At 39.5% G+C, this 24689-nt stretch carries 17 protein-coding genes and 1 pseudogene; 12 read left to right on the forward strand and 6 right to left on the reverse strand.

What is annotated here, in order from left to right; all coding sequences use genetic code 11:
- Positions 1–230: 230 nt before the first annotated feature.
- Together KZC02_RS31800 and KZC02_RS31805 are read right to left on the reverse strand one after the other, a co-directional pair.
- Entirely contained in the window at positions 231–932 is a 702-nt protein-coding gene (locus KZC02_RS31800; RefSeq protein WP_229254318.1) for a transposase, read from the reverse strand.
- Entirely contained in the window at positions 929–2080 is a 1152-nt protein-coding gene (locus tag KZC02_RS31805) for a 7TM diverse intracellular signaling domain-containing protein (protein ID WP_229254320.1), read from the reverse strand. Before KZC02_RS31805 ends, KZC02_RS31800 begins: the two co-directional genes overlap by 4 nt.
- Before the next feature lie 484 nt (positions 2081–2564).
- Here KZC02_RS31805 and KZC02_RS14170 point away from each other — a divergent pair, with 484 nt between their 5' ends.
- From KZC02_RS14170 to KZC02_RS14195, 6 genes are all read left to right on the forward strand, one after another.
- The gene (locus KZC02_RS14170; RefSeq protein WP_221394685.1) at positions 2565–4244 is read left to right on the forward strand and encodes an ABC transporter ATP-binding protein; all 1680 of its coding nucleotides are present in this window, start codon (positions 2565–2567) and stop codon (positions 4242–4244) included.
- Positions 4244–6076 carry a MutS family DNA mismatch repair protein gene (locus KZC02_RS14175; RefSeq protein WP_221394686.1) on the forward strand — a complete coding sequence of 611 codons (1833 nt, stop codon included), beginning with the start codon at positions 4244–4246 and terminating at the stop codon, positions 6074–6076. The genes KZC02_RS14170 and KZC02_RS14175 overlap by 1 nt, the downstream gene beginning before the upstream one ends.
- Positions 6077–6218: 142 nt before the next feature.
- Entirely contained in the window at positions 6219–7535 is a 1317-nt protein-coding gene (gene rseP / locus KZC02_RS14180) for an RIP metalloprotease RseP (RefSeq protein ID WP_221394687.1), read from the forward strand.
- A 10-nt stretch (positions 7536–7545) separates the two neighbouring features.
- On the forward strand, positions 7546–8112 hold the full coding sequence (locus tag KZC02_RS14185; RefSeq protein WP_229254322.1) for a DUF6702 family protein: 567 nt from the start codon (positions 7546–7548) through the stop codon (positions 8110–8112).
- A 166-nt stretch (positions 8113–8278) separates the two neighbouring features.
- Entirely contained in the window at positions 8279–10756 is a 2478-nt protein-coding gene (lon, locus tag KZC02_RS14190; RefSeq protein WP_221394689.1) for an endopeptidase La, read from the forward strand.
- 321 nt (positions 10757–11077) lie between these two features.
- Positions 11078–12556 (forward strand): tagaturonate reductase, encoded by a 1479-nt coding sequence (locus KZC02_RS14195; RefSeq protein WP_221394690.1) that lies wholly within the window; start codon positions 11078–11080, stop codon positions 12554–12556.
- Between the two features lie 50 nt (positions 12557–12606).
- Here the strand turns inward: KZC02_RS14195 and KZC02_RS14200 are convergent, their stop codons facing one another.
- Both KZC02_RS14200 and KZC02_RS14205 read right to left on the reverse strand, forming a co-directional pair.
- On the reverse strand, positions 12607–14160 hold the full coding sequence (locus KZC02_RS14200) for an alkaline phosphatase family protein (RefSeq protein WP_221394691.1): 1554 nt from the start codon (positions 14158–14160) through the stop codon (positions 12607–12609).
- Between the two features lie 65 nt (positions 14161–14225).
- On the reverse strand, positions 14226–14945 hold the full coding sequence (locus KZC02_RS14205) for a DUF3784 domain-containing protein (protein ID WP_221394692.1): 720 nt from the start codon (positions 14943–14945) through the stop codon (positions 14226–14228).
- A gap of 113 nt (positions 14946–15058) precedes the next feature.
- Between KZC02_RS14205 and KZC02_RS32750 the strand changes: the two genes are divergently transcribed.
- The 6 genes and pseudogenes from KZC02_RS32750 (at position 15059) to KZC02_RS14230 (ending at position 22034) form a co-directional block, all read left to right on the forward strand.
- Positions 15059–17491 carry a helix-turn-helix domain-containing protein gene (locus KZC02_RS32750; protein ID WP_221394693.1) on the forward strand — a complete coding sequence of 811 codons (2433 nt, stop codon included), beginning with the start codon at positions 15059–15061 and terminating at the stop codon, positions 17489–17491.
- A 293-nt stretch (positions 17492–17784) separates the two neighbouring features.
- A pseudogene (fbp, locus tag KZC02_RS14215) lies at positions 17785–18781 on the forward strand (class 1 fructose-bisphosphatase).
- 61 nt (positions 18782–18842) lie between these two features.
- A complete protein-coding gene (locus KZC02_RS14220) occupies positions 18843–20117 on the forward strand; it encodes a DEAD/DEAH box helicase (protein WP_221394694.1) in 1275 nt (424 codons plus the stop codon).
- A gap of 130 nt (positions 20118–20247) precedes the next feature.
- Positions 20248–20790, forward strand: a complete 543-nt coding sequence (locus KZC02_RS14225) for a type IV pilus biogenesis/stability protein PilW (protein WP_229254326.1) — start codon at positions 20248–20250, stop codon at positions 20788–20790.
- Between the two features lie 32 nt (positions 20791–20822).
- Complete coding sequence (locus KZC02_RS31825) at positions 20823–20987, forward strand: hypothetical protein (protein ID WP_229254327.1); 165 nt, start codon at positions 20823–20825, stop codon at positions 20985–20987.
- Positions 20988–21413: 426 nt separating this feature from the next.
- Positions 21414–22034: a thioredoxin family protein gene (locus tag KZC02_RS14230; RefSeq protein WP_229254329.1), complete on the forward strand. Its 621-nt coding sequence runs from the start codon at positions 21414–21416 to the stop codon at positions 22032–22034.
- A 79-nt stretch (positions 22035–22113) separates the two neighbouring features.
- Here the strand turns inward: KZC02_RS14230 and KZC02_RS14235 are convergent, their stop codons facing one another.
- Together KZC02_RS14235 and KZC02_RS14240 are read right to left on the reverse strand one after the other, a co-directional pair.
- On the reverse strand, positions 22114–23442 hold the full coding sequence (locus KZC02_RS14235) for a WG repeat-containing protein (RefSeq protein WP_229254331.1): 1329 nt from the start codon (positions 23440–23442) through the stop codon (positions 22114–22116).
- Between the two features lie 105 nt (positions 23443–23547).
- Positions 23548–24639: a YncE family protein gene (locus tag KZC02_RS14240; protein WP_221394695.1), complete on the reverse strand. Its 1092-nt coding sequence runs from the start codon at positions 24637–24639 to the stop codon at positions 23548–23550.
- Positions 24640–24689 lie beyond the last annotated feature (50 nt).

The following is a 24689-nucleotide window of genomic DNA, read 5'->3' on the forward strand; positions in this document are numbered from 1 at the left end:
AATTTATGTATACTTACAGACATTTAGAAAATAAATTTTATCATAAATATCTGTATAATAGACAGTTATATAAATATTGATACGGTTCAGCCCCGCTGGGAAATGATTGTGATCAGCCTGATTTACAAGGGATGTGAAGATTTTGATGCAGGGTCGTGCTCAACGAATTGATACGCCTGCAAGCCGCTCGTTTTTTGCAAAAAAATATTTTGGAGGTGTGAAAAGCAGAATTATGCCGGCTCCAAAGAATGGTCAAGCACCAACAAACTCCACCCCTCGCCGGACTTAGAAGCGGCAATTTCTTTCCTCCGGTCGTGCATTGCCTTTTTGATTCTGCTACCGTAAGCCCAACAAGTGCTCTGCCGTATCGAAAGGATTTCGGACAGTTTATGAGAAGAAATTTTTCCCTTTGTAGTGTAAATCAAAAAGACCATATAGAATGCCTTGTTGATAGGAATGCGGGTATTTTGAAAGATTGTATGAGAAATTACTGATTCGTCGTAATCACATTTTGCACACCGCCGACTGTAAGGAGTATGGCCATGGAAATAATGATCGTGCCCGCATTTCCGGCATTCATAGTGATCATTCGCAGTACCATTTTTCCATTTCATACCAGCCAGAAACCGGAAACAGCTTTCATTATCAGGATATATTTTCGAGAATTCTTCAAAGTTAACTTCAGTAGACATCACGCGTGCCTGCGTCACTTTCACCACGTTAGTTTGCAGGACTTCATTATCTTTTTCCAGAAGAAGGTTCATTTGCAAAATTTCTTCCTTTTGTTTTTGCAGAAGCTCATTCACTTGCGTCAATTCCTCGTTCTGCGCTTCAATAATCGCCGATTTTTCCAAAACTTCTTTGGTTCTTTCCACTACCTGAGATTCAAGTTTAACATTCTGAGAATCTTTCAGTTTTTCATTCAGCGTCATCTGATGAATGATCTGCCGTTGCGCTCTGTCTTTCTTTTTTTCAAGATCCGTACTTTGTCTCCGATCGCGAAGGAGAGAAAGATCATTTCAATCACAAAGCAGATACTTAAACTATAATAAGTTACTACCCCAAAATTGAGGCCTTCAACATGGAGCATCAATAACAGCTTGTGTATGAACCCAATAGAAAGAAATGTGTATCCCAAAACAAAAAAACGAGCCGGGCGATAGCCTTGCCGGTAAATATAAATGCCCGTGTAAAATGCAACGGCAAGCGGCACCAGTTCAATGAATTTGTAGCTGAACCAGTTGGTATTGAAAGCGAAACATATTCCGAAAAACAATGTCCTCAATATCATGACCAAAATGATAAAACGATCCAGTTTCGGCGCTTTTCTGTGGGTGTAGAGAAGTGTTCGTGTAAATTGCAGCGCAAAAATACTGATACCGAATAGTGCAATTCCATACGCATATTGATTCCATTCCGGAGCATGCGGCCAAAGATATTGATACGCAACGCCATCAATACACATTTCAAAAAGGCCAACACAAAGATTGTAAAGTACATAATAAAGATATTGTACCTGCCTGACTGCCAGATACATCATCAGATTATAAAAACTAAAAACCAGCACCATTCCATAAAATATCCCGAAAATGAAGTACTCATCCAGTGCATACTGAATAAAACGGTTTACGGATCGCAGGACTATAATAGCATCCGCCGTTTGGTGAGATTTCACCCTGAAATAGTACGTTCCGTCATAAGCCTTGTCATTGGGAATATTAATCTCAAAGTTCTTGTGAGAATATTCCCTGTTTCGGAATGGCAGCTGGTCGCCCATTTGCCTGGATTGATAGCCCCCATTTCCATCTGGCAAAAAGGCTGTGATATCGTCAATGGTCTGATCAAAAAATTCAAGGATCCAGTTCTTCCCGCTGTCCGGTTTATGCCGGATTTTAATCCTGAACCAATATGTTGATTTCAGATTGTAATTCTGTGGTGTATTTGTTTTACCAGTGACAAATCTTCTGCCCAGGTCGGTTGACAGAATTTGCTCTAAGGTATATTTTCCATCCTTATCTTCCAGATACTGAATTTCCGGCCCGGTAAACATGTGCTGATCTACCGAATCCTTAATCTCCACGGCAGGTTGTGATTTCGCACAAGGCGAAGTACATATAAAGAGAAACATACATAAAGCGAGCACTTTATGGCTTTTTCCAAATATGCTTATGTAGAATTTGCTATTCATTTATTCCCGGCTTTGCCTTATTTCAAGTTGATGAACCATTACTAAATTTTCTTTTCCTAAAAGACAGTTTACTATATAACGAAGTGCCGGTTACCGTACATCCATTTATAAACTTTACCTGAAAATTATTACGTATTTTTGAGCCCCAATTGTAATATTATTAAAATCAGGAATTTGTTGTACAATTTATATGTATTAATCTCCTGAATATAAATTTCGAATAACTGTATCCAATGGCTACAAATGATAATGACAATGAGCAGATTCCGCTGGAACAATCCGCATTCAAAGTAAAAAAATAAGCTGGCATGGACTTAAAATAACAATCAAGCTTTTCAGATACATACTTCCTTACAAGAATATTTTCATAGTCGGAATGATATTTCTTGTACTTTCAACAGGAACCTCTCTGGCTTTTCCCAAACTGATCGGAAGTATCATTGAAGTCATTGAGGGCAAATCCAAATACACGATTAATCAGGTTACGCTTTTCCTTTTTGTCATTCTGATATTGCAGTCAGTCTTTTCTTTCTTCCGCATTTATTTATTCACTATTGTGAGTGAAAAATCGATGCTGCAAATCCGTTCCGATGTTTTTAGTAAAATTATTACACTACCGGTTCCTTATCTGGAACAAAAACGGGTTGGTGAGCTGACAAGCAGGATTACTTCTGATGTATCTCAGTTACAAGGCCTTCTTTCATTTACCATTGCAGAACTTTTCCGCCAGGTCGCCACCTTAATTGTCGGTATTGGAATTTTGTTTTATACTTCGTGGAAGCTGACTTTGTTTATGCTGGCTACATTTCCGTTACTGGTAATAGCTTCCGTTTTCTTTGGCCGCCATATGAGGCGTCTTTCCAAAAAAGCACAGGATGAACTGGCAGCGGCCAATGTAGTTGCGGAGGAAACCTTACAATCTGTAAATGTAGTAAAGGCATTTACCAATGAATATCTGGAAATGAACCGTTACACGACCATCCTGAAACGGGTTGTGGATCTGTCACTATATGCTGCCAGATTCCGTGGTGGTTTTGTTTCATTTATCATACTGGCTTTATTTGGCGGGATAGTAGGTGTGGTCTGGTATGGAGCCGGCCTTGTACAATCCGGTGAAATGAACCTGGCAGACCTTTTCACATTTATTCTCTACACGACTTTCATTGGTGCATCCATAAGCGGAATGGGAGAATTATATGCCCAGATCAACAAAACCGTTGGTGCATCGGAACGCCTGTTTGAAATACTGGAAGAGGATGCAGAAATTCCAGCCGAGGAAGCGAGCGGTATTTCAGTACAAATGGTAAAAGGAGATATTTCATATCAGGACGTTCATTTTTCCTATCCTTCCCGTAAAGATCTTCCGGTGTTGAAAGGTATTTCGTTTGATATCAAGGCTGGTGAAAAAATTGCATTGGTAGGTTATAGCGGTGCCGGAAAGTCTACGATCATTCAGCTGTTATTACGCTTTTATGAGTATCAGTCAGGGCAAATTCTTGTAGATGGCAAGCCGCTGACTCAGTTTGGTATTTCAGAAATTCGTAAAAATATTGCCATTGTTCCTCAGGAAGTTATTCTTTTTGGTGGTACGATTAAGGAAAACATATTGTACGGAAAGCCATCAGCAACGGATGAAGAAGTCTATGATGCTGCCAAACGTGCCCATGCACTTGAATTTATCAATACTTTTCCCGAAAAACTTGAAACCATTGTTGGTGAGCGTGGAATCAAATTATCAGGAGGACAACGTCAGCGCATTGCGATTGCAAGAGCGATTTTGAAAGATCCAAAAATCCTGATATTGGATGAAGCGACCAGTTCGCTGGATGCAGAATCGGAAAAACTGGTACAAATAGCACTGGATGACCTGATGAAAAACCGTACGACGATCGTTATTGCGCACCGGTTGGCAACGATAAGAAAAGTGGACCAGATTTATGTGATCAAGGAAGGTCAAATTTACGAATCTGGTACGCATCAGGAATTGACATTGATGGATAAGGGCTTGTATGCCAGTTTAATTAAGTTACAATTCGAAAACGCCGAGAGCCTTTAATGGAAAACAATCAGGAAATTAATAAAAAGGCATCTGCTGTTTTTTTTGAAACGGAACTACAAAAAGCAAGTCAGTCAGAAGCAAAAGCACAAAAAAAGTTTAACACATTTGCCATTGCGAGGCTCTTCGTATTTGTTGGGATTGTTGCCAATATATGGGCATGGAATAAAATGGGTGGCGTGATATGGAGTAGTGCTGCAACGGCTCTTATTATTCTTTTTTTCGTGTTAATGAAAAAACAACAGGCTGCCAGAAGAGAACGGGATTTTCAACGAAACCTACAGACTGTCAATGAAGATGAACTGGAAAGATTGTCATTCCGGTTTAAAAGGACAGATACAGGAATAAGTTTCCAGGAAAAAAATCACTCTTACGCTACCGATCTTGATATATTCGGGGAGTATTCGCTCTATCGGCTTCTTAACCGTACCCGAACTGCGGAAGGAAGTAAACGACTTGCCAGCTGGCTGAAAAACCATGCATCACTGGAAGATATTTTGATGCGCCAGGAAGCTTCGGAAGAATTCAAAATACAACCGGAATTCCGTCAGAACTGGGAAGCAACGGCTTTACTTCATGAGCACGCCGCGCAGCAGATCGGTTCTTTCCGTCATTGGTCTTCTGAAACCTTGCCTGATGATTTATCCAAATCATTGAAATGGCGATTTTGGCCATTTGTAACACTTATTATTGCCGGGTTGTTTTTTGCAAAATTAATTCCCGTTTGGGTTTTGGTTCTCAGCATAGGATGGCATGTAGTGATTATGAAGCGTTTTCAAACCACGGTGCAGTCTATCACGAATCGTACAACCGCATTGGGATTTACGCTGATTGCTTACGCAGAGCTTCTAGAAAACGCCGAATCGGCACCTTACCAATCGCGCTGGTGGAAAGAAAGATCAGCTTTGATCAAAGGTTCTGCTTCTGCATTGAAACAGGCAGGCGGGTTATTTGAAAGACTTGATTACCGTAATAATATATTTTTCTCACTCTTTATCGGAATTCCTACTTTATGGGATCTTCATTGTCTGGCAGGTTTGGAAAAGTGGAAATCAAAGCATGAGTCACATTTGAACAACTGGCTTAATGTATTGGCAGATATCGAAGCAATGAACAGCCTGGCCGGGCACGCTTTTGCTTACCCGGATTATACAACTCCTCAGGTAACATGGGAAAACGGTGTATATATTGAAACCCAGAACATGGGGCATCCGCTTATACCAGCAGATAAACGCGTTAGTAACGATTTCAGGATGAACGGAATGGGCCAGACTATACTGGTGACCGGTTCGAATATGTCAGGAAAAAGTACTTTTCTGCGGACTATCGGGTTAAATATTGTTCTGGCACAAGTAGGTGCAGTGGTATCGGCAACGAAATTCTCTTGCTCACCTTTGCGCGTGTTCAGCAGCATGCGTACTCAGGATTCACTGGAAGAAAATACTTCTTCATTTTATGCAGAACTGAAACGCCTCCGCCAGTTACTGGAAATGGCCGACGAAAGCGATAAGTCCCCGGTATTTTATTTATTGGATGAAATCCTGAAAGGAACAAATTCCGCAGACCGCCATCGTGGTGCAGAGGCTTTGATCCGTCAGCTTCATACCAAAAAATCAGCCGGGTTGGTTTCAACGCATGACCTGGAACTGGGAGAATGGGGTGCAACGAGAGATTTTGTTGAAAACTTCCATTTCCGTTCTGATGTAGAAGATGGCAAATTACATTTCGACCACAAATTATACAATGGAATATGCAGGAGTTTCAACGCTTCCGAATTAATGAGGATGATGGGAATCGACATAGATATGACAAATCAAAATGCCGTTTCTTAGCTAAATAAAGCCATTTCAAATGATATCAACGGTTTTGCGTAACTTTACACTTTATATTTACGTTTACACCATTGTAAAACATCCGCAAGGATGAACATTGCTTTTAATTGTCTTTAACAAATAACGCTTTACAAAGACCTGAATGGAAGTATTAATTATGGCAGGACAGCTCATTTTGGGTTTGTCCATTTTGGTAGGATTGCATGAGTGGGGGCACATGGCCGCTGCTAAAATGTTTGGAATGAGAGTTGAGAAGTATTTTATAGGCTTTCCTCCAAAAATATTCAGTATACAAAGAGGAGAAACAGAGTACGGCATAGGCGCTATACCATTGGGTGGCTTTGTGAAAATATCAGGTATGATAGATGAATCTATGGATACTGATGCCATGAGCAAGGAACCTCAGCCGTGGGAATTTCGCTCTAAGCCAGCCTGGCAGCGGCTGATTGTGATGCTTGGCGGGATTGCCGTCAATGTGGTGGTAGGTGTATTTATATTTATCGTAATTGCTTATAACGAAGGAGAAAAAATTCTTCCTGCTTCTGAGGTCAATAAAAACGGTATTGTCGCAAGCAGCCTCGCACAGGAAATAGGCCTAAAAACGGGTGACAAAATTGTAAAGGTCAATGGAAAGTCTTACTCGGAATTCAATGAAATCGTTGGTTCTGATGTATTTCTTGGCTCGAACAGCTCTTACACCGTCAACCGTAACGGACAGGAACTGGACATTGATATTCCTAATAACCTTATCGAGAAACTGTCAGAACTGGATGAAAAAGGAAGCTTTATTCTTCCCCGGATGCCTTTTAAAATCGGTGAAGTGATCGTAAAATCGAATGCTGAAAAAGCAGGTTTGAAAACTGACGACAGGATTGTTTCAATCAATGGAACCAATGTTCAGTTTTTTGACGAAATACAAAACGAATTACAAAAACAAAAAGGTAAGCAAATTAATATGGTTGTGCAGAGAGGTACCCAACAAATACCACTGACAGCCCAGGTAGAACCGGAAGGAACGATTGGATTTTATCCTGTAAGTTTATTAAAATTTACTACTGAAAGTTACACGTTATCCAAAGCCATTTCAGTTGGTACAAAAGATGCTTTTGGAGTTGTATATAACAACATTAAAGGTTTTGGTAAAATATTCCGAAGAGAAGTTTCGGCTTCAAAAGCACTTAGCGGGCCGATTGGAATTGCCCGTATGTTTGGCGGTGTTTGGGACTGGCAGAATTTCTGGAGGCTTACCGGCCTTTTATCAATGGTGCTTGCATTTATGAATGCGCTCCCTATTCCGGCTTTGGATGGTGGGCATGCAGTAATTCTTTCGTACGAAATTATTTCCGGGCGCAAGCCATCAGATACATTCCTTGAAAATGCTCAAAAAGTAGGCATGGTATTGCTTCTTGGCTTGATGGCATTTGCTATTTTCAATGATGTCTGGAAAGTTATATTTTAATAAAGGGGGAATGAAAGAAAGTGAAAAAGGGAGAAAAGACGAGGCAGGAAAGTATAAAGGATTACCGGATAATCGTTTCCTGCTTTCCCGCCCGGCCGCCCGGCTCATTCTTCTTTCCTCCTTTCTCCTGTTTTCTTTAAGCCCTAAACATGATTACCACGTCAGTGTCACGCAGATGCAGTACAATCCTGCATTAAAAGCTTTTGAAGTTAGCATCCGGATATTTACTGACGATTTTGAAAAAGGGTTATCAGAAGAGAATAGTAATCGTCGTTTTTCTATAAAAAATAATGATCAGAATGATCCGTTTGTGGAACGATATATCCGGAAAAACTTTTTGCTTGCTGATAATCAAAAAAAGGAACTTACAATTCGTTATGTCGGTAAGGAAGAGGAAGAAGATGCCACATGGATTTATCTTGAAATTCCTTTTCAGGGGAAATTAGAAGGCTACAAATTACACAATAGTATTTTGATGGAAACGTTTGAAGATCAGGTGAATATGACTAATTTTAAATTTACTTCAGATAAGAAAACCTTCCTCTTCAAAAAAGGACAACTTGTGCATTCCCTTTAAATGTTTACCTTGGAAAGCCTGACATCATAACCATGGCACGGCTATTTTGATTGCATATTTCCTTTCTGTTGAAAGCCATTATTTATATATTGAAGAAAAGATTTTCTGTCATTTTGACAGACCGCCTATGAAATTTGAACCTTCTGACTTATATAGTCGGCTACTTATGTCCGATTCGGATATGGATAGCCTTGAAATTGTCCCTCTCGGTGGCCCTGATGGCTCCGATGAACCTTTTGAATTACCTAATGAACTTGCCATATTACCAATAAGGCAAACCGTTCTTTTTCCAGGAATGGTAATACCGGTTACAGTTGTTCGTCAGAAAGCTATTCGTCTTGTAAAAAAAATATACCGTAATTCTGATATCAATCTGAGGATTTTGGGCGCTGTAACTCAAGCTAAACCAAATAAGGAAGATCCTACCGCAGAAGATTTATATAATGTAGGCACCGTAGCCCAGATCCTTAAAATGATCACTTTGCCGGACGGTAATGTAACTATCATTGTACAGGGAAGGCAACGTTTTGAAATTAAGGCTATTATCAGTGAAGACCCTTATCTGACTGCATCCGTACAGGCCATTGATGACAGCTTTATAGCGCCAACTAAAAAAGAATCAAAAGCATTACTTCAATCACTTCGGGATGGTGCGCATAAGATCATGCGCCTGAATCCGGAAATTCCCCAGGAAGCACGTATAGCTCTGGATAACATTGAAAGCCCTGTTTTTCTGATCCATTTCCTTTCTTCTAATATCAATGTAGAAGTTGCTGATAAACAGAAGCTGCTTGAAGAAAAAAATGGCCATAAACAGGCTACGCTTCTGTTACAATACATGATGCGTGAGATTGAAATGCTGGAATTGAAAAGAGAAATTCAATCCAAAGCCAGTTCGGATATAGACCAGCAGCAAAGGGATTATTTCCTTCGCCAGCAGATTAAAGTTTTGCACGATGAACTTGGAATGGACAGCCCGGAACGCGATCTGGACGAAATCCGGCTTAAAGCAAGTCAGAAAAAATGGTCGGATACAGTTAAAAACCATTTTGATAAAGAACTGAATAAATTACAGCGTATCAATCCAATGGCTCCCGAATACCCGGTGACCATGAATTACCTGGAAACGCTGGTTGATTTGCCTTGGGGACAATATACCAAAGACAATTTTGATCTTGTAAGAGCGCAAAAAGTACTGGATTCTGACCATTTCGGCCTTGAAAAAGTAAAGGAACGTATTATAGAATATCTGGCGGTTCTGAAGCTGAAAGGTAATCTGAAAGCTCCGATCCTTTGTTTGTATGGCCCTCCCGGAGTCGGTAAAACTTCTTTGGGTAAATCAATTGCCAAAGCATTGAACCGGGAATATATCCGTATGGCCTTGGGTGGTGTACATGATGAAGCTGAAATTCGCGGCCATCGCAAAACGTATATTGGCGCAATGCCGGGAAAAATCATTCAGAATATTAAAAAAGCTGGTTCCGCCAATCCTGTATTCATTCTGGATGAAATTGATAAAGTGAGTTCTGATTATCGTGGCGACCCTTCTTCTGCTTTACTGGAAGTGCTTGATCCCGAACAGAATTCATCATTTACAGATAATTACCTGGAAGTGGAATATGATCTTTCACGCGTATTGTTTGTAGCCACTGCCAATTCACTTGATACGATTCATCCTGCTCTGCGTGACCGCATGGAGATCATCGAAATGACGGGTTACACTATTGAAGAAAAATTACAGATTGCCAAAAGATACCTGGTTCCAAAACAACGGAAAGACCACGGATTAAAATCAACTGATATTAAATTCGATGATACTGCTCTTGTCAAAATTATAGAAGGATATACAAGAGAATCGGGTGTAAGAAATCTGGAACAAAAAGTAGGTGCTGTTGTCAGGAAAATTGCAAAGTCGGTAGCAATGGACCAGGAATATCCTAAAACGATCAAAGGAGAACAGGTAGAAAAATATCTGGGTGCTGAAATTTTTGACAAAGATCTTTACCAGGATAATGATTTTGCTGGTGTTGTTACCGGTCTTGCCTGGACTTCTGTTGGTGGAGAAATCTTATTTATTGAAACCAGCCTGAGCCGTGGAAAAGGCGGTTTAACATTGTCTGGTCAATTGGGTGATGTAATGAAGGAATCAGCAGTGGCTGCTCTTTCTTATCTGAAAGCCAATGCAGACCGCTTAGGAATTGATTACCGGATTTTCAATCATTATGACCTGCATGTACACGTTCCGGCAGGTGCAGTTCCGAAAGACGGGCCTTCTGCCGGTGTAACGATGGTTACGTCCATGGCGTCTATATTTACCCAGCGCCGCGTAAAACCTTTTATTGCGATGACGGGTGAAATAACATTAAGAGGAAAAGTACTTCCTGTTGGTGGTGTAAAAGAAAAAATACTGGCTGCACGCCGCGCAGGTGTAAAGGAAATTATTCTTTGTGTTAAAAATCGTAAGGATATTGAAGAAGTAGCTGCGAATTATATCAAAGACCTGACATTCCATTATGTTGATCAGATCGATGAAGTGCTGGCAATAGCACTTCTGCCTGAAAAAGTTAAAAATCCAATCAATTTTATTTTCCCTGAAGAGAAAAAGGAAAAAGAGGAAAGCGGGTTTGTTACGGTGGAAGTTTAATATGATTTAAGCATAATTTATGTTAAAATTTAACCCCGGTATTTTGTAAAAAATATTGGGGTTAAATTTTATAAGATAAAATTTGAAGTTTTTTGGAACAAATTAATGCCTTATAAAGGCAACCTATTTGTAGTTAAGACGAATAAAAGAAAGTAAATGCGTGCCTTAGGTATGCAACCATTGAACAAACAGGGTAGCCACTACACGGCAAACACTGGTATAATAAATTATGCTGGCTACAAACAGGTAGTGTCTACGACACATTCCTAAGGGTTATCAAACAAAATTGGCGTCTTTATTCTGAACAAGAAAAATTTACCCATGTCCTTACCACAACTTTCCCCACTGCTTCTGGATCAGCATCCCGACTTATTGCCTGACTTTGCTAAACTGCTTGCACTGCCTGAAAAAATGATCCAGTTTGGTACAGGAGTGCTTCTGCGCGGTTTGCCTGATTATTTTGTTAACAAAGCCAATCAGCAGGGGATTTTTAACGGAAGGATCGTTGTAGTAAAATCTACAAATAGCGGTGGAACTGACGCTTTTTCTGATCAGAAAAATATTTATTCGCATAGTATTCGTGGTATTGAAAATGGAAATCAAATTGATGAAATCGTTATCAATACTGCCATTAGCAGGACGCTTGCAGCAAGTACTAGCTGGAAAGAAATTTTACAATGTGCGCATAATCCTGAAATAAAAATTGCCATATCCAATACCACCGAAGTAGGAATACAGCTTACGGAAGATGATCTTTTTGCTTCACCCCCAACTTCTTTTCCAGGCAAACTAACAGCCTATCTTTATGAGCGGTTTAAGGCTTTTAATGGTACTGCGGATGCCGGAATGGTGATTGTACCCACGGAATTAATCGTAGGTAATGGCACAAAGCTCCGCGAAATCGTTTTGGAACAGGCAAAACGCCATAGTTTGGGTGATGATTTTGTTTACTGGCTGGAAAATTATAATCGGTTTTGTAATTCCCTGGTAGACAGGATTGTTCCTGGCAAACCCGATGCAGCAACAATTGCTGAGCTGACTGAAAGACAAGGATTTAAAGATGATTTATTAATTGTATCCGAAGTGTACAGTTTGTGGGCCATTGAAGGCGACGATCATGTCCGTACTGTTTTGAGTTTTGCACAGGCCGATAAAGGTGTTGTCATTGCTCCGAATATTGATCTTTTTCGTGAGTTAAAACTGCGTTTGCTGAATGGTACGCATACATTAGCTTCCGGGCTTTGTTATTTACAAGGACTGGATACTGTTCGGGAAAGTATGGAAAATCCTGAAACTGCGGGTTACATTTCAAATGTCATGCTGACCGAGCTGGCTCCTGCGATACCTTACGAACTGGATTTAAGCGTTGCAGAAGAATTTGGAAATCAGGTTTTGGACCGTTTCCGTAATCCGTTTATCCGCCACCAGCTGATTGATATTACGGTTCAGTATACTGCCAAAATGAAAATGCGGAATATTCCAACTTTACTGAACCACTATCAGAAAACGGAAGAAGTGCCGGTACTTTTCGCCAAAGGTTTTGCTGCATTTTTACAATTTATGAAACCGGTTCTGCACAAAGAAGGACAATATTATGGCGATCGTAATGGAGAGCCTTATTCAATCCGTTGTGATTCTGCCGGTTATTTTGACGAAAAGTGGAAAAACGCCGCATCGCCGGTTGATCTGGCTGAACAGGTTATGAGTGATGAAACTCTTTGGGGAACCGATCTGACTTTGTTACCGGGCTTTGCAGATGCTGTGAAAGGATTTATGACAATGGCTGTAATTACGGAATAAGCTGTAATTCTGTGTTTTGTTAAACAAAACTTTTAGATAAAATCACACTTTCAATTGGCCGGAGTCCTTGTGGCTTTGGCATAATTGATATATGCATATTTTCCTGAAACTGTTCTTTCTAATACAAGTTCGTAACTTCCCCAAGGATACTTCACTTCTGTTTGCAGGATTTCCTTTTTCGCTGTTCCGGCTTTTGAATCTTTATTTTTCTTCAAAAATTCTGAAACAGGCCTTCCATCCATTTTTGAAGGAACCGGAATATCGTAAATACTTAAAATCGTTGGAACAATATCCACATTAGATGTTGGCAATTCGCCATAATATGACTTCTTAAAATCAGGGCCTTTTGCAAAAAGAGCAATATTTATTTCATATGGACTGGACCCACCGTGCCCGGCAACACCATTTGAAAAATCGCTCCCGGCATGACCTTTCGCATTTTTTCTGTCATCCCAATTCATAGCAACCAAAATATCTCCTACACGTTGGGGATGATTATAATGAATGGCATCAAATGATAACGTTCCGTTTACCCAGCCTTTTACATCCCCCGTATTTACAGGTTTGGTAAAAACAGCGCCGATCCAGTTCTGTTCATGTAACACGGAAACAATATTCTGTATCAGGTTTTTATCATGATTTTTAACATAAACTGAGCCTTCTGCGATTACAACATCATCCGAATCTTTACTTTTTTTCAATCCCCTTTCTATTAAAAAATCAGCTAATTCCTGTTTCCCGGTATGTGTTACAAAACCATGGTCAGCGGAAATAATAATATTAAACTGACTGGTAAGATTTCCAGCTTTCAAAGCTTCTAAAATCCGGCCAAACTGTCCGTCCACATACTTAATTGCATCCACAGCTTCATCCGATCCAATTCCATGGGAGTGAGCAGCGGCATCAGGATCAGAGAACCAGATTGCACTTACCAGCGGGCCTTCTTTTGTCAAGCCATATTTTAGCAACGCATCCGTAATCCATTTGTGCCTTTCGAAGTCATTTACATCGCTATCTTTGGGAATTGCGCCTACTTCACTAATAACCTGATTTTTAAACGATTCTGGTAAAATCAATCCGGGGTTGACAATGGCACCATTTACCTTATGATTCTGAAGAAAAGCCTGGCCACTGGTTCCTGAACTAAAAACCATCATTTTTTCCCCGACTGAGTGTAATATTTCTCCCAAAGAAACAGCCGTCAGAATTGGGCCGGAAGTTGCTGCGGGAATTCTATTGAGATCCCCGTAACCTGTTCCAATGGCTTTGACACTATTTACTTCGGGAATATAAATTGTATTTCCCAAAATTCCGTGTGTCCCTGGATAAGAACCTGTGGCATAAGAGGCAGAGTTCACCCTGGTTACAGTAGGAAATACACTATGATGCTGTGAACCGAAACATGCATCTTCCTTAAAAGCAAACAGATTTGGCATCTGTTCTTTTGTTATATAGTCTGGCCGTAAGCCATCAAAGAATACGATTAGTGTTTTGTTCCTGGACTTAATTTCTACGGAATTATTATGACTGGATTGTCCAAACGAGAGTGGCGTGTATAAGTAGGCTATTATATAGACGAATCCAATTAGTTTAATATTTCTCATATTTATTTTTCTCAGAATTAGTCCATATCTCATAAACTTACTTGTACTAAGTCAATATTCCACAATTAAAACCTAAGCCACTTTTCAACTTTTTTGTAGAGTTCATTCATATTTGTTTCGTCAGTATTATAATAAATATCACCATCAGTTGTGCTTAAAAGTAAAGACTGACTCAATTTTTTATTGACAAACAAATGAATTGTTTTTCCATTTTTCGCCTTAAAACTTCCCTTTGCATAATCCCCGGCAGCAAATCCGTTCGATTTATAAGAAATTGCAGGAAGTTCATCTACTAACCGGAGTTTAAAAATATTTTGTTTTTCGATTTGCATACCATACATACCATTGATTTCAAGCACTTTATCATCGAAAGTAAGGCCGTTGCTTTTATAACTCGATAACTGCGTGAAACCGACAATAATAATTACAATGATTAATATACCACAACCAAAATAGGAAGTCAGTTTACGGTTATCTGAATATTTGTAAAATGAATTTCCCTTGATGATCAAATATAAATAAGCAATCAAAGGATACATAAGCATAAATGCACTTGCCCAGTTGTTATTCAGGAAACTGATTAAAACAGTTCCTACAAATAAGGAAACACTCAGAAGAATATGGAAATATTTGAAAAAACTGAGGTACCCATCAATATCCATTTTTGAGCGTTGCTGCTCGGACATAGTGTTGTAACCCGACAGAATATATTTTGCGTTGTTCTTTGTAACAATAAAACCTACTGAGCCAAAAACCAGTGAAAGAATTGTAGCAGGGATAATCATAGTATTCAAAAGATAAACTGTTATGTTAAAATACGAAAAGGTTCTGACAATGCATTTGATTTTCGTTAATGCGTTTTTTGTAGTAAATTTTGGGCCGATTATCCTTCTTCATCATGACTGAAAATACACCACTTCAAATTGCTTCCGAGTTTGTTCATTATACCAATAAAAATATTTTTCTCACTGGTAAGGCAGGAACAGGTAAAACTACTTTTCTTCATAATTTAAAAAAGACATTACACAAAAGAATGGCCATTGTAGCTCCAACCGGTGTTGCGGCTATTAATGCAGGCGGAGTAACCATTCATTCGTTTTTCCAATTGCCTTTTGGCCCTCGTGTTCCGGATCAGGCTAACCAGAATTTTCAAAAATTCAATAAGGAGCGGATTAATCTGATCAAAAGTCTGGATTTATTGGTCATTGATGAAATCAGTATGGTCAGAGCGGACGTTCTGGATGGAATTGATGACGTTTTAAGAAGATATAAGAATCATAATCAACCCTTTGGCGGTGTTCAGTTGCTGATGATCGGGGATCTGCATCAGCTTTCGCCAGTTATTAAGGATGAAGAATGGAATATGCTGAAAGCGTATTATGAAACGGTTTTCTTTTTCAGCAGCCATGCACTTCAAAAAACGAATCCGGTAAGGATAGAACTTACGCATATTTACCGCCAATCAGATAATACGTTTATTGACCTTCTGAACCGCATTCGGGAAAATAAACTGGATGCAGCGACGCTCGAAGCATTGAATCAACGGTATATTCCCAATTTCAGCCCGGCTGATGACGAAGGTTACATTACGCTTACCACACACAACGGAAGCGCACAAAAAATAAACTCGGTTAAACTGGAAGAAATTAATGGGAAACTAAAAACATTTGAGGCAGAAATCAGTGGTGAATTTCCATCCTATTCTTATCCGACCGAACAAAGTTTATCCTTAAAAGCAGGTGCCCAGGTCATGTTTGTCAAAAATGATATTTCAAGGGAAAAACTCTATTACAATGGAAAAATCGGGCGGATCGTTCGGATGGATAATGATACGATTTATGTAAAATGTAAAGGAGAATATGGTGAAATTGAAGTTGGCAAAACAGAATGGAAGAATGTTAAGTATGTACTCAATGCACAGACAAAAGAAATAGAAGAGCAGATTATAGGCAGTTTTATCCAGTTTCCACTCAAACTCGCCTGGGCCATTACCATTCACAAAAGCCAGGGCCTGACCTTTGAAAAGGCGATTATTGATGCAAAAGAATCCTTTGCGCACGGGCAGGTTTATGTTGCACTGAGCCGTTGTAAAAGTTTTGAAGGGATGGTATTGAGTACCAAAATCGGTATGACAAGTGTAAAAACTGATATTACTGTTGCGGCTTATTCAAGAGATTCCAGCAATAATCCGCCTGATAACCAGCAGCTTTCTGATGCCAAAGTGGAATTTCAACGATCTCTTCTTTTTGAGTTGTTTGATTTTTCAGATGTAAAAAGAACGTTTTTCCTGCTGAACCGGAATATTGAAGAAAATGGACTTATTATAAATCCTGTGGTGCTGGATAGCATGAAACCGATAAGAGATGGTGCTGAAACGGATATTTATATAGTATCAGATAAATTCAGAAGCCAACTCGCACGGATTATCCCGGATGATGAATTACCTGAAGAAAATGAAGAAATTAAGATACGGGTACAGAAGGCAACATCTTATTTTTTAGAGAAAATTGATCAGTTTCTTTATCCGGAAGTAAATGCACTGGTTATCGAAACCGATAATGCGGCCATAAAAAAGACTGCACTTCAATTACTGGAAAATTTACAAAGGGCCGTATTTGTAAAACAGGCATGCATGAAAGCCTGTCTGGATGAATTTAAAACTATAAAATACTTACAGGCCAAAGCCAATGCCGACATTGATTTTAAGGCAAGAGCAGAAACTCCGGCCAGCACGAAAAATATAACTGCACCAAAAGGAGTCAAAAATGGCAAGCTGTATGCTGCTATAAAAGCATGGAGAAATGAAATAGCAGCAGAAAACGATGTACTGGATTATATGGTTCTGCCCATGAAAACAGTCATGGAACTGGTAGAAGTTTTACCCACAACACTGGATCAGCTGACCCGGATCAAAGGAATTGGAAAGGCAAAAGTAAAGCAATATGGCAACACGATCATTGAAATGATCAGTGATTATTGTAAAGAAAATGACATTGAAAAAACAAATCTTGAAATTCCGGCTAAGAAACAAAAATCTGATACAAGAAGAACGAGTCTGGATCTGCACAGATCGGGCAAGAGTATTGAAGAAATTGCACTGGAACGCGGTTTAACTGCCGGTACCATTGAAAATCATTTACTGGAATTTATCGGAACAGGAGAAGTAGACATTTTCAGTATTTTTTCCCGCGAAAAGATCAACCCGGTTATCAGCTATCTTTTGGAAAACAAACAGACTCCCGCTGCTGAAATAAGGGCAGCGTTGGGTGAAGATGTTACCTATTCCGAAATCAGGGCCGTTGTAAGATACCTCCAAACGATAGAAGTATAGTACTATAAATCTACACGAAACTTCTTCATTTTTGAATAATGTCTCTCATTATTTTCATGTATTAAGTATAGCTCTTTTAAAGCTTTTACATGGCACTTCAATCTTAAATTAGTGCTACAAGAAAAAGCCACGACGAACTTTTAACTTACTAACCCTTAGGAATGTATACAAGATTTTAGCAAATATTTTTTCAGACACTTCTTAAAAAATTATATTAATAGAAGTGTTTGGAAATGTGAGTAAGTAGGTTGCAAATTTGGTACAAAATGCTACTTACTCTAAGATTATACGCTATGAACTCAAAATCTGTACAAGAACTTGCATTACCCGTTGGCGTTACACTTGACCGCTTCATTATGCTCAGCCAAAGCGCTTTTCCATATGCAACCGGTGAGCTTTCCCAATTGCTGCGCGACATTGCATTAGCCGGAAAAATTATTAATCGCGAAATAAACCGGGCAGGGCTTGTAGACATTGCGGGTGGCAGCGGAACTGAAAATATACAGGGAGAAAATCAGCAGAAACTTGATATAGTAGCGAATATAAGATTTATAAGGGCATTGAAAAATGGCGGAGAAGTATGTGCCATTCTTTCAGAAGAAGACGAGCATATTATTCATACGGGCAACGATCAGGGAAAATATGTAGTTGCGATGGATCCGCTGGACGGGTCATCGAACATAGATGTGAATGTTTCTATCGGTACCATATTTTCTATTTATCGCAGGGTTACACCTATTGGTTCTGTCGCAACCATGGACGATTTTCTATAGGGTGGCCGGAAACAGGTTGCTGCGGGATACATTTTATATGGATCTTCAACTATGCTTGTTTTCTCGACAGGTGACGATGTGAACGGATTTACACTTGACCAATCCCTGGGCGAATTCATTCTTTCCCATAAAAATATGCGTTCTCCGCAAAATGGCTCTAATTATTCAGTCAACGAAGGCCATTTTTACAGCTATCATTTTTCTGTTCAAAAATACCTGGATTCCTGCAAAAGAATGGGATTCAGTGCACGGTATATCGGATCACTGGTGGGCGATTTTCATCGTAATCTGTTAAAAGGAGGAATTTATTTATATCCGTCTACCCAAAAAAGACCCTAAGGGCAAGCTGCGTCTTTTGTATGAATGTTATCCACTTGCATTCATCGCTGAAAAATCAGGCGGAAAGGCAAGTGATGGTTTTGGAGCAATTCTTGACATTGTGCCCGTTTCTTTTCATCAGCGTTCCCCTATTTATGTTGGCTCTGCTTCAATGGTAGATTACGCTACAAAACCCTGAGAATGTTCTTCTATATTGGTCATTTTGTGGTCGGCAATTTTAGTTTTTGTACCTTTGCGGTATGCAGACTACGCAAAACAAATTTGAGCAATTTAAACTTAACCGTCAATTACTCAATGCCATTGAAGAAGCAGGTTACACAGAGCCTACTCCCATTCAGGAACAAGCAATACCTTTGGCACTTGCCGGACAGGACATTTTAGGAATAGCACAAACCGGTACCGGAAAAACAGCCGCTTACGCCTTGCCACTTCTGATGCGGATTAAATTTGCACAGGGAGAAAATCCGCGCGCGCTGATCCTTGCGCCAACAAGAGAATTGGCCATGCAGATCTCCGAAGCAATTATCCAGCTAAGCAAGTACACCGATATCCGTACCGTTGTATTGTATGGCGGATTAGGCCCAAAAGCACAAATTGACGCAATTCGGAAAGGTGTTGATATCATTGTCGCTACGCCGGGCAGATTTATGGATCTGTATCTGAAAGAGGAAATCATCGTGAAACAGCTGAATGTGATGATCCTGGATGAGGCTGACAAAATGATGGATATGGGTTTTATGCCACAGATCCGCCGTGTACTGGAAATCATCCCGCGTAAAAGACAAAACATGCTTTTTTCCGCTACGTTTTCGGATAAAGTAGAAAATCTGTCTTATGAATTTCTGGAATTTCCAATCAGAATAGAAGTTACACCTCAGTCGACTACGGCTGAGATGATAACACAGAAGATATATGAATTACCAAACTTCCGGAGCAAGATTAATCTTTTGACGCATCTGCTTGAAGACCGCGAAGCTTTTAACCGTGTTTTGATATTCACGCGCAGCCGGGAAGTGGCAAGCCTCGTGTACCAGAATCTGCTCGACAGAGTGGTTTCCGAAGATGAATTACGCGTAATTCATGCCAATAAAGGACAAAATACGCGTATCAATGCCATGGATGCATTTCGGGAAGGATCTGTTCGTGTAATGGTAGCGACAGATGTGGTAGCACGCGGAATTGACATTACAGAAGTTAGCCATGTAATTAATTTTGACGTACCACTTATCTATGAAGATTATGTACACAGGATTGGCCGTACCGGAAGAGCGAACCATATTGGCCAGGCGATTACATTTATTACTGATGCAGATGAGTATCATATCCATAAGATCGAAAAAATGATCCGGATGGAAATTCCGCGCGAACAATTACCTGAAGATCTTGATGTGGTATCAACTCCTCATGACGAAAGACAGGATATGCTACGGGAAATTGATAATCAGAAACGCAAGGAAGACCCTACATTTTTAGGTGCGTTTCATGAAAAAAGAAGGTTTACAGGCCGTCGATGAAATCTCCGGGCAAGAACCAAAAGTCGGGACGGCAGCCTTCTGCACGAACTAAAAGAAGATAATACAATACATTTCCAATTATTCCGTTTATCTTGGACAATAGAAAATCAGTTCTCTATTAAAGCTTTTTATGAAAGACTCTTTTGTCATTTGGCTTGCTCTTTTACTTCCTGGTCTTGGTTTTGCACAGGAAAATCATTTAGCCAGTGCCCTGCCTTCTTCCGATACAAATGTTGCCTCAAAAAGACCTTTAGAATTAAAGGAGCGGCGTGTTTTACCATTGTTTGGTGAACTAAGTAAAACTTCTGTACAGATTGATGAAGAAATTCGTTTTTTAAGTGAATGTGATAAATCATTTTCCAGCCGTACGGAAGCCAGCAGCTTTTTTACTGCACGCGCATGGGAATATTTACAGGAAGGCGCACTTGATACTGCTTGTTACCGGTTCAATCTTGCTAATTTACTGAACGATAAGAATGTAGAAGCTTATTGGGGCTTAGGTGTTGTCTCGTATCAGAGAGAGAATTGGACTGATGCCAAACGTATGCTAAGTAAGGGAGTTAACCTACAGGAAACAATGTTGCATTGCTGGTTGACCTTTCTACTGTTGACCTTAAATTATACGCCCTTACCAACAGTCAGCAAGAACTTGACGAGGCAGCAAATCTGTTAAAACAAGCAACTGGGCTGGATTCTACCTATGCTTTGGGACAGTACAATCTGGCTCTTTTGCACTACAATCGTAATGAACTGGATAAATCCTGGGAAGCACTGCACAAAGGACGAATGCTTGATTTCAATCAGATGAATATTCAGTTTGTTGAACTGTTAAAAGCTAAAATGCCTGATCCGTTAGGATTTTTTAAGTAGATTTGTACTAAAATATAGTTATAACGAGAGTCTCCCGAAATGGAGACTTTTTTTGTAACCGTTAAATAAGTTTTTGGGATAAAAATTTTCGGCAATTTTATTTTGTGTAATTTAATATAATGAATATCAAGGCATTATTGCTATTCACACTCTATCTTCGCCTTTTTACAAGCCTTGCCAATTTATAGGAAGTAAAACGATTATTTTGATCGTCATAAGCAAATTCTTTTCAGTCATGACAATCTAAACGTAGCCATTTTTTAGGCCACGTGATGTGACTTGTGCGGGAAGAAAACGCCGTTCTTTGAAAATCTGGAAAAATCAGTACCGTTAAAGAATACGGGTACTATCATACTATCAGAGAATTTAATACTACCCTATTAATAAAAAGAATCAAACTCAACGATTAACATAAACTTTAAAAGTATGAAAAAGTTCGTACCACTTCTCACTACAATTGTATTGTCTGTTATCCTGACTGGTATGTGTTTAAAAGATGATGGCTATAAGATTGGCGACGAGGTCCAGAATTTTAGCCTGATGAACGTGAATGGAGAAATGGTCTCCCTTACGGACAAACAATATGTGAAGGGTTATATTATTGCTTTTACCAGTAACACTTGCCCGGTTTCAAAGGCCTATGAAAACCGTATTATGGCCCTGAACGAGAAATTTGAACCTAGGGGCTATCCGGTTATAGCTATTCAGGCAAATGATGTAAGAAATTCCCCGGCAGATTCATATAGTGCAATGCAGCAGAAGTCTTATTCCAGAAACTACAGGTTTCCGTATTTATATGACGAAGATCAGTCGGTAACAAGGGCATTTGGTGCAACCAGTACGCCCCAAATGTTTGTGTTACACCTTAGAAATAACAGATACAAAGTTGCCTACATTGGTGCGCTTGATAATAACCAGGCAAGTGCTTTTGCTGCGAGCCAGCGATATGTTGAAAATGCAGTGAACGAACTTCTTGCAGGAAGACCAGTGTCTCTTCCTTCGGCAAGAGCGGTTGGATGCGGAATTAAATGGAAAAAATCTGTTTAAATTTTTACAAAAGTCAGGAAGTCAACATTACTTTCAAAAATGAAAGGTCGTGTTGGCTTCCCGAAAATTCTATTCTACATCATTTTTTTCTCAACTGTACTTTCCTGAAAAAGTAGCTGTTTGCTGCTATGAATAAAATCACGCCCAATGAAATAAAAACGGTATTCCAGAGTGCTGAAAACCCAACAAAAGTTTCGCTGCCGTCCAAAGCCAGTTCATATTTAATTCCGAACCTTTCCGCAGTAGTTGTTTGGCGGTCAAATGGTAGCGCCTCGTCGTAATCGGACTTACCGATAAACTGGTCATTTACATCTATATAACCATATTTATCTCCAACACGTACCATAGAAGTACCGTTGTTATAATAAGATGCAAACTCGTACTTCAATGGCGTTCTGATTTTTCCGGACTTATCAATATGCCCGAATTTTCCATTGATAGCCACCGCCGCACGGTCTTCCTTAGTAAAACCGCTGGCCTCATCATATAGGAAAGCGATTCTGGTTTTTCCGGTTTTATCAATACACCCCCATTTATTATTTTTCTTTACCCAAAATAAGCCGGCTGTCGGCTTCCGTGTATCCGAATAAATAAATGGTGTGACCAGTTCTCCGGTAAAGACGTTTATAAAGGCATATTTTTCTCCATATTTTACCCGCTCCATACCTTGTCCCGAAAACTTGTATTTGGGGTCAATATCGTCCAGTGCTACCGGAATGCGTAATATCAGATTTTTGTCAACAATACCATATTTCCCTTTATACAGGAAGTGGTAAATTCCTTTGGATTCTTTTATTTCTTTTTCAATAAAAGTGCTGAAATTCCAGTTTAACAAAAATATTTCCTTTTGTTTCCACCAGATAATATCCTCTTTGGTATCGCGGTTACAAACAAAATCTATAACAGCTTTTGATTTCAGGAAGTCATTTTTGAAATATTCTATGGGAATTCTGTAAATGGTTTTTCCTACGGAATCAATATAGGAAAGCCCGTACTGTTTTCCGGCAGAATAAATTACCCATGTTTTGCCCTTGTAGAATTTGTCAGTGGCGAGATAAACAGGTGGAATTACGACTTTCCCTTGTTGGTTGATAAAACCATGAAGTCCTTGTTTATGCTCACTTGTTTCAAAAGGTACAAATTCAGCCAATCCATCTGAAAAATCACCAATATCCCGGTATGCCGGTGTAAGTTTGCTACCGTTTTTATCAACCAGAAAACTTTGATAAGTCCGGCAGGGAACATCAATTTTTTTGACTGCATAAACGCTGCCATATTCACGATGTTCTGTGTATTGTTTGAGCCATGATTTGTCCTGAGCAAAAACTACATGGATAAATACCTGATTGAAAACTAATAAGAAGAAAAAGAAGGATGAATACCGGCTGGCAGACTGAAATATTTTCACTGTTTATTTTTGATCATTCCTGAGTAAGTTTAACAGAAACGAATATAGTCAGAGAAGTCAAGTTTTAAAAACCTGACTTCTCCTGAACGCGTGAATTCAAATACTTTATCTAAAGAAAAATCCAGTCGGAGCAATTCCTACTTTAACCGAATCAACCAAAGTGCCATCCGTACGGTAACGAACCGCGTAACCGGATTGCGCATAGGATGGAGTAACTCCAGCATAAATCAAACCCTGCAAAGGATCAACAGCCAAACCGCTGAAATTTCGCTTAATCACTGGGGTAGTTATATTGACCTGCGTATCAGTAATTCCGACTTTGTAGGTTTCTCCATGCGTTACGAAATTTGCGTCATAATAAGAAAGCACAAAGAATATCGTTTTTTTATCGAGACTGAATGCAAAATTCCCTGCCGTTTTGGTTGCATCCGTAGTAATTTTCAAAGTAGCTTCCGTAGCATATGTATCAGGATTCAAACGAAGAAGGTTGAGTCCGTCCTGAACCCAAATTTTTCCATTAGCATCGACTCCAATTGGGGAAGGACTGCTGGTAAGAGTTAATTCCTTTACAATTTCGTTTGATGAAGTACTGATTGCAGTAAGTGAATTAACCCCACTGTAATTAACGGTTCCAACGAACAACTTTCCATTGTTGTAAACAATATTTTCAATTCCTTTTGCCACTGAGATCTTTTTGGTCACTTTACGGGTTGCCAGGTCAATTACAGCAACATATCCCGGATTGATAAAGAAATCGGGATATTGACCGGTTGTTCCCCAACATGTAACGTAAGCAGTTGACGAATTCAAAAACACCACTTCTCTTGGATTTTCAATATCCGGCGCACCAATCGTTCCTTCGCTTTTAAATGTATTACTGTTTACAATTTCAACTTTATCTAATCCTGCCGCATTGTTATCAACCAGGATAATCCCTTTTTCACCTGAAACAGCATAGCCCTGAACGCCTCCTTTTAAATCTGAACCGTTTATTTTAGCAAAAACATCTGTTTCGGCAGTTGATTCTTCCCGTGGAAAAAAAGAGACACTACCATTATTCTGAGAGAAATTCCCTTCGTTAATTACAAATACCCCGCTAACAAAATCCCCCTTTGCAACCGGATCACTTTGATTACATGACCACACTGTGAAGGCTAATGATGCTGCTAAGACTGTTCTGGTTAATTGTTTTTTCATGCTTGTTCTGGTTGTTAAATTGAAGCTTAGCAATTGGCGGCTAGGCCAGT

The organism is Dyadobacter sp. NIV53 (assembly GCF_019711195.1).
Classification (GTDB): Bacteria; Bacteroidota; Bacteroidia; order Cytophagales; family Spirosomataceae; genus Dyadobacter.

Coding starts and splice junctions, on each gene's coding strand:
- KZC02_RS14225 (WP_229254326.1), top strand. CDS start 20,248: ATGAAAGACTCTTTTGTCATTTGGCTTGCTCTTTTACTTCCTGGTCTT.
- KZC02_RS14240 (WP_221394695.1), bottom strand. CDS start 24,639: ATGAAAAAACAATTAACCAGAACAGTCTTAGCAGCATCATTAGCCTTC.
- KZC02_RS14170 (WP_221394685.1), top strand. CDS start 2,565: ATGATATTTCTTGTACTTTCAACAGGAACCTCTCTGGCTTTTCCCAAA.
- KZC02_RS14200 (WP_221394691.1), bottom strand. CDS start 14,160: ATGAGAAATATTAAACTAATTGGATTCGTCTATATAATAGCCTACTTA.
- KZC02_RS14195 (WP_221394690.1), top strand. CDS start 11,078: ATGTCCTTACCACAACTTTCCCCACTGCTTCTGGATCAGCATCCCGAC.
- KZC02_RS14175 (WP_221394686.1), top strand. CDS start 4,244: ATGGAAAACAATCAGGAAATTAATAAAAAGGCATCTGCTGTTTTTTTT.
- KZC02_RS14205 (WP_221394692.1), bottom strand. CDS start 14,945: ATGATTATCCCTGCTACAATTCTTTCACTGGTTTTTGGCTCAGTAGGT.
- lon (WP_221394689.1), top strand. CDS start 8,279: ATGTCCGATTCGGATATGGATAGCCTTGAAATTGTCCCTCTCGGTGGC.
- KZC02_RS14185 (WP_229254322.1), top strand. CDS start 7,546: ATGAAAGAAAGTGAAAAAGGGAGAAAAGACGAGGCAGGAAAGTATAAA.
- KZC02_RS31800 (WP_229254318.1), bottom strand. CDS start 932: ATGACGCTGAATGAAAAACTGAAAGATTCTCAGAATGTTAAACTTGAA.
- rseP (WP_221394687.1), top strand. CDS start 6,219: ATGGAAGTATTAATTATGGCAGGACAGCTCATTTTGGGTTTGTCCATT.
- KZC02_RS14230 (WP_229254329.1), top strand. CDS start 21,414: ATGAAAAAGTTCGTACCACTTCTCACTACAATTGTATTGTCTGTTATC.
- KZC02_RS32750 (WP_221394693.1), top strand. CDS start 15,059: ATGACTGAAAATACACCACTTCAAATTGCTTCCGAGTTTGTTCATTAT.
- KZC02_RS14220 (WP_221394694.1), top strand. CDS start 18,843: ATGCAGACTACGCAAAACAAATTTGAGCAATTTAAACTTAACCGTCAA.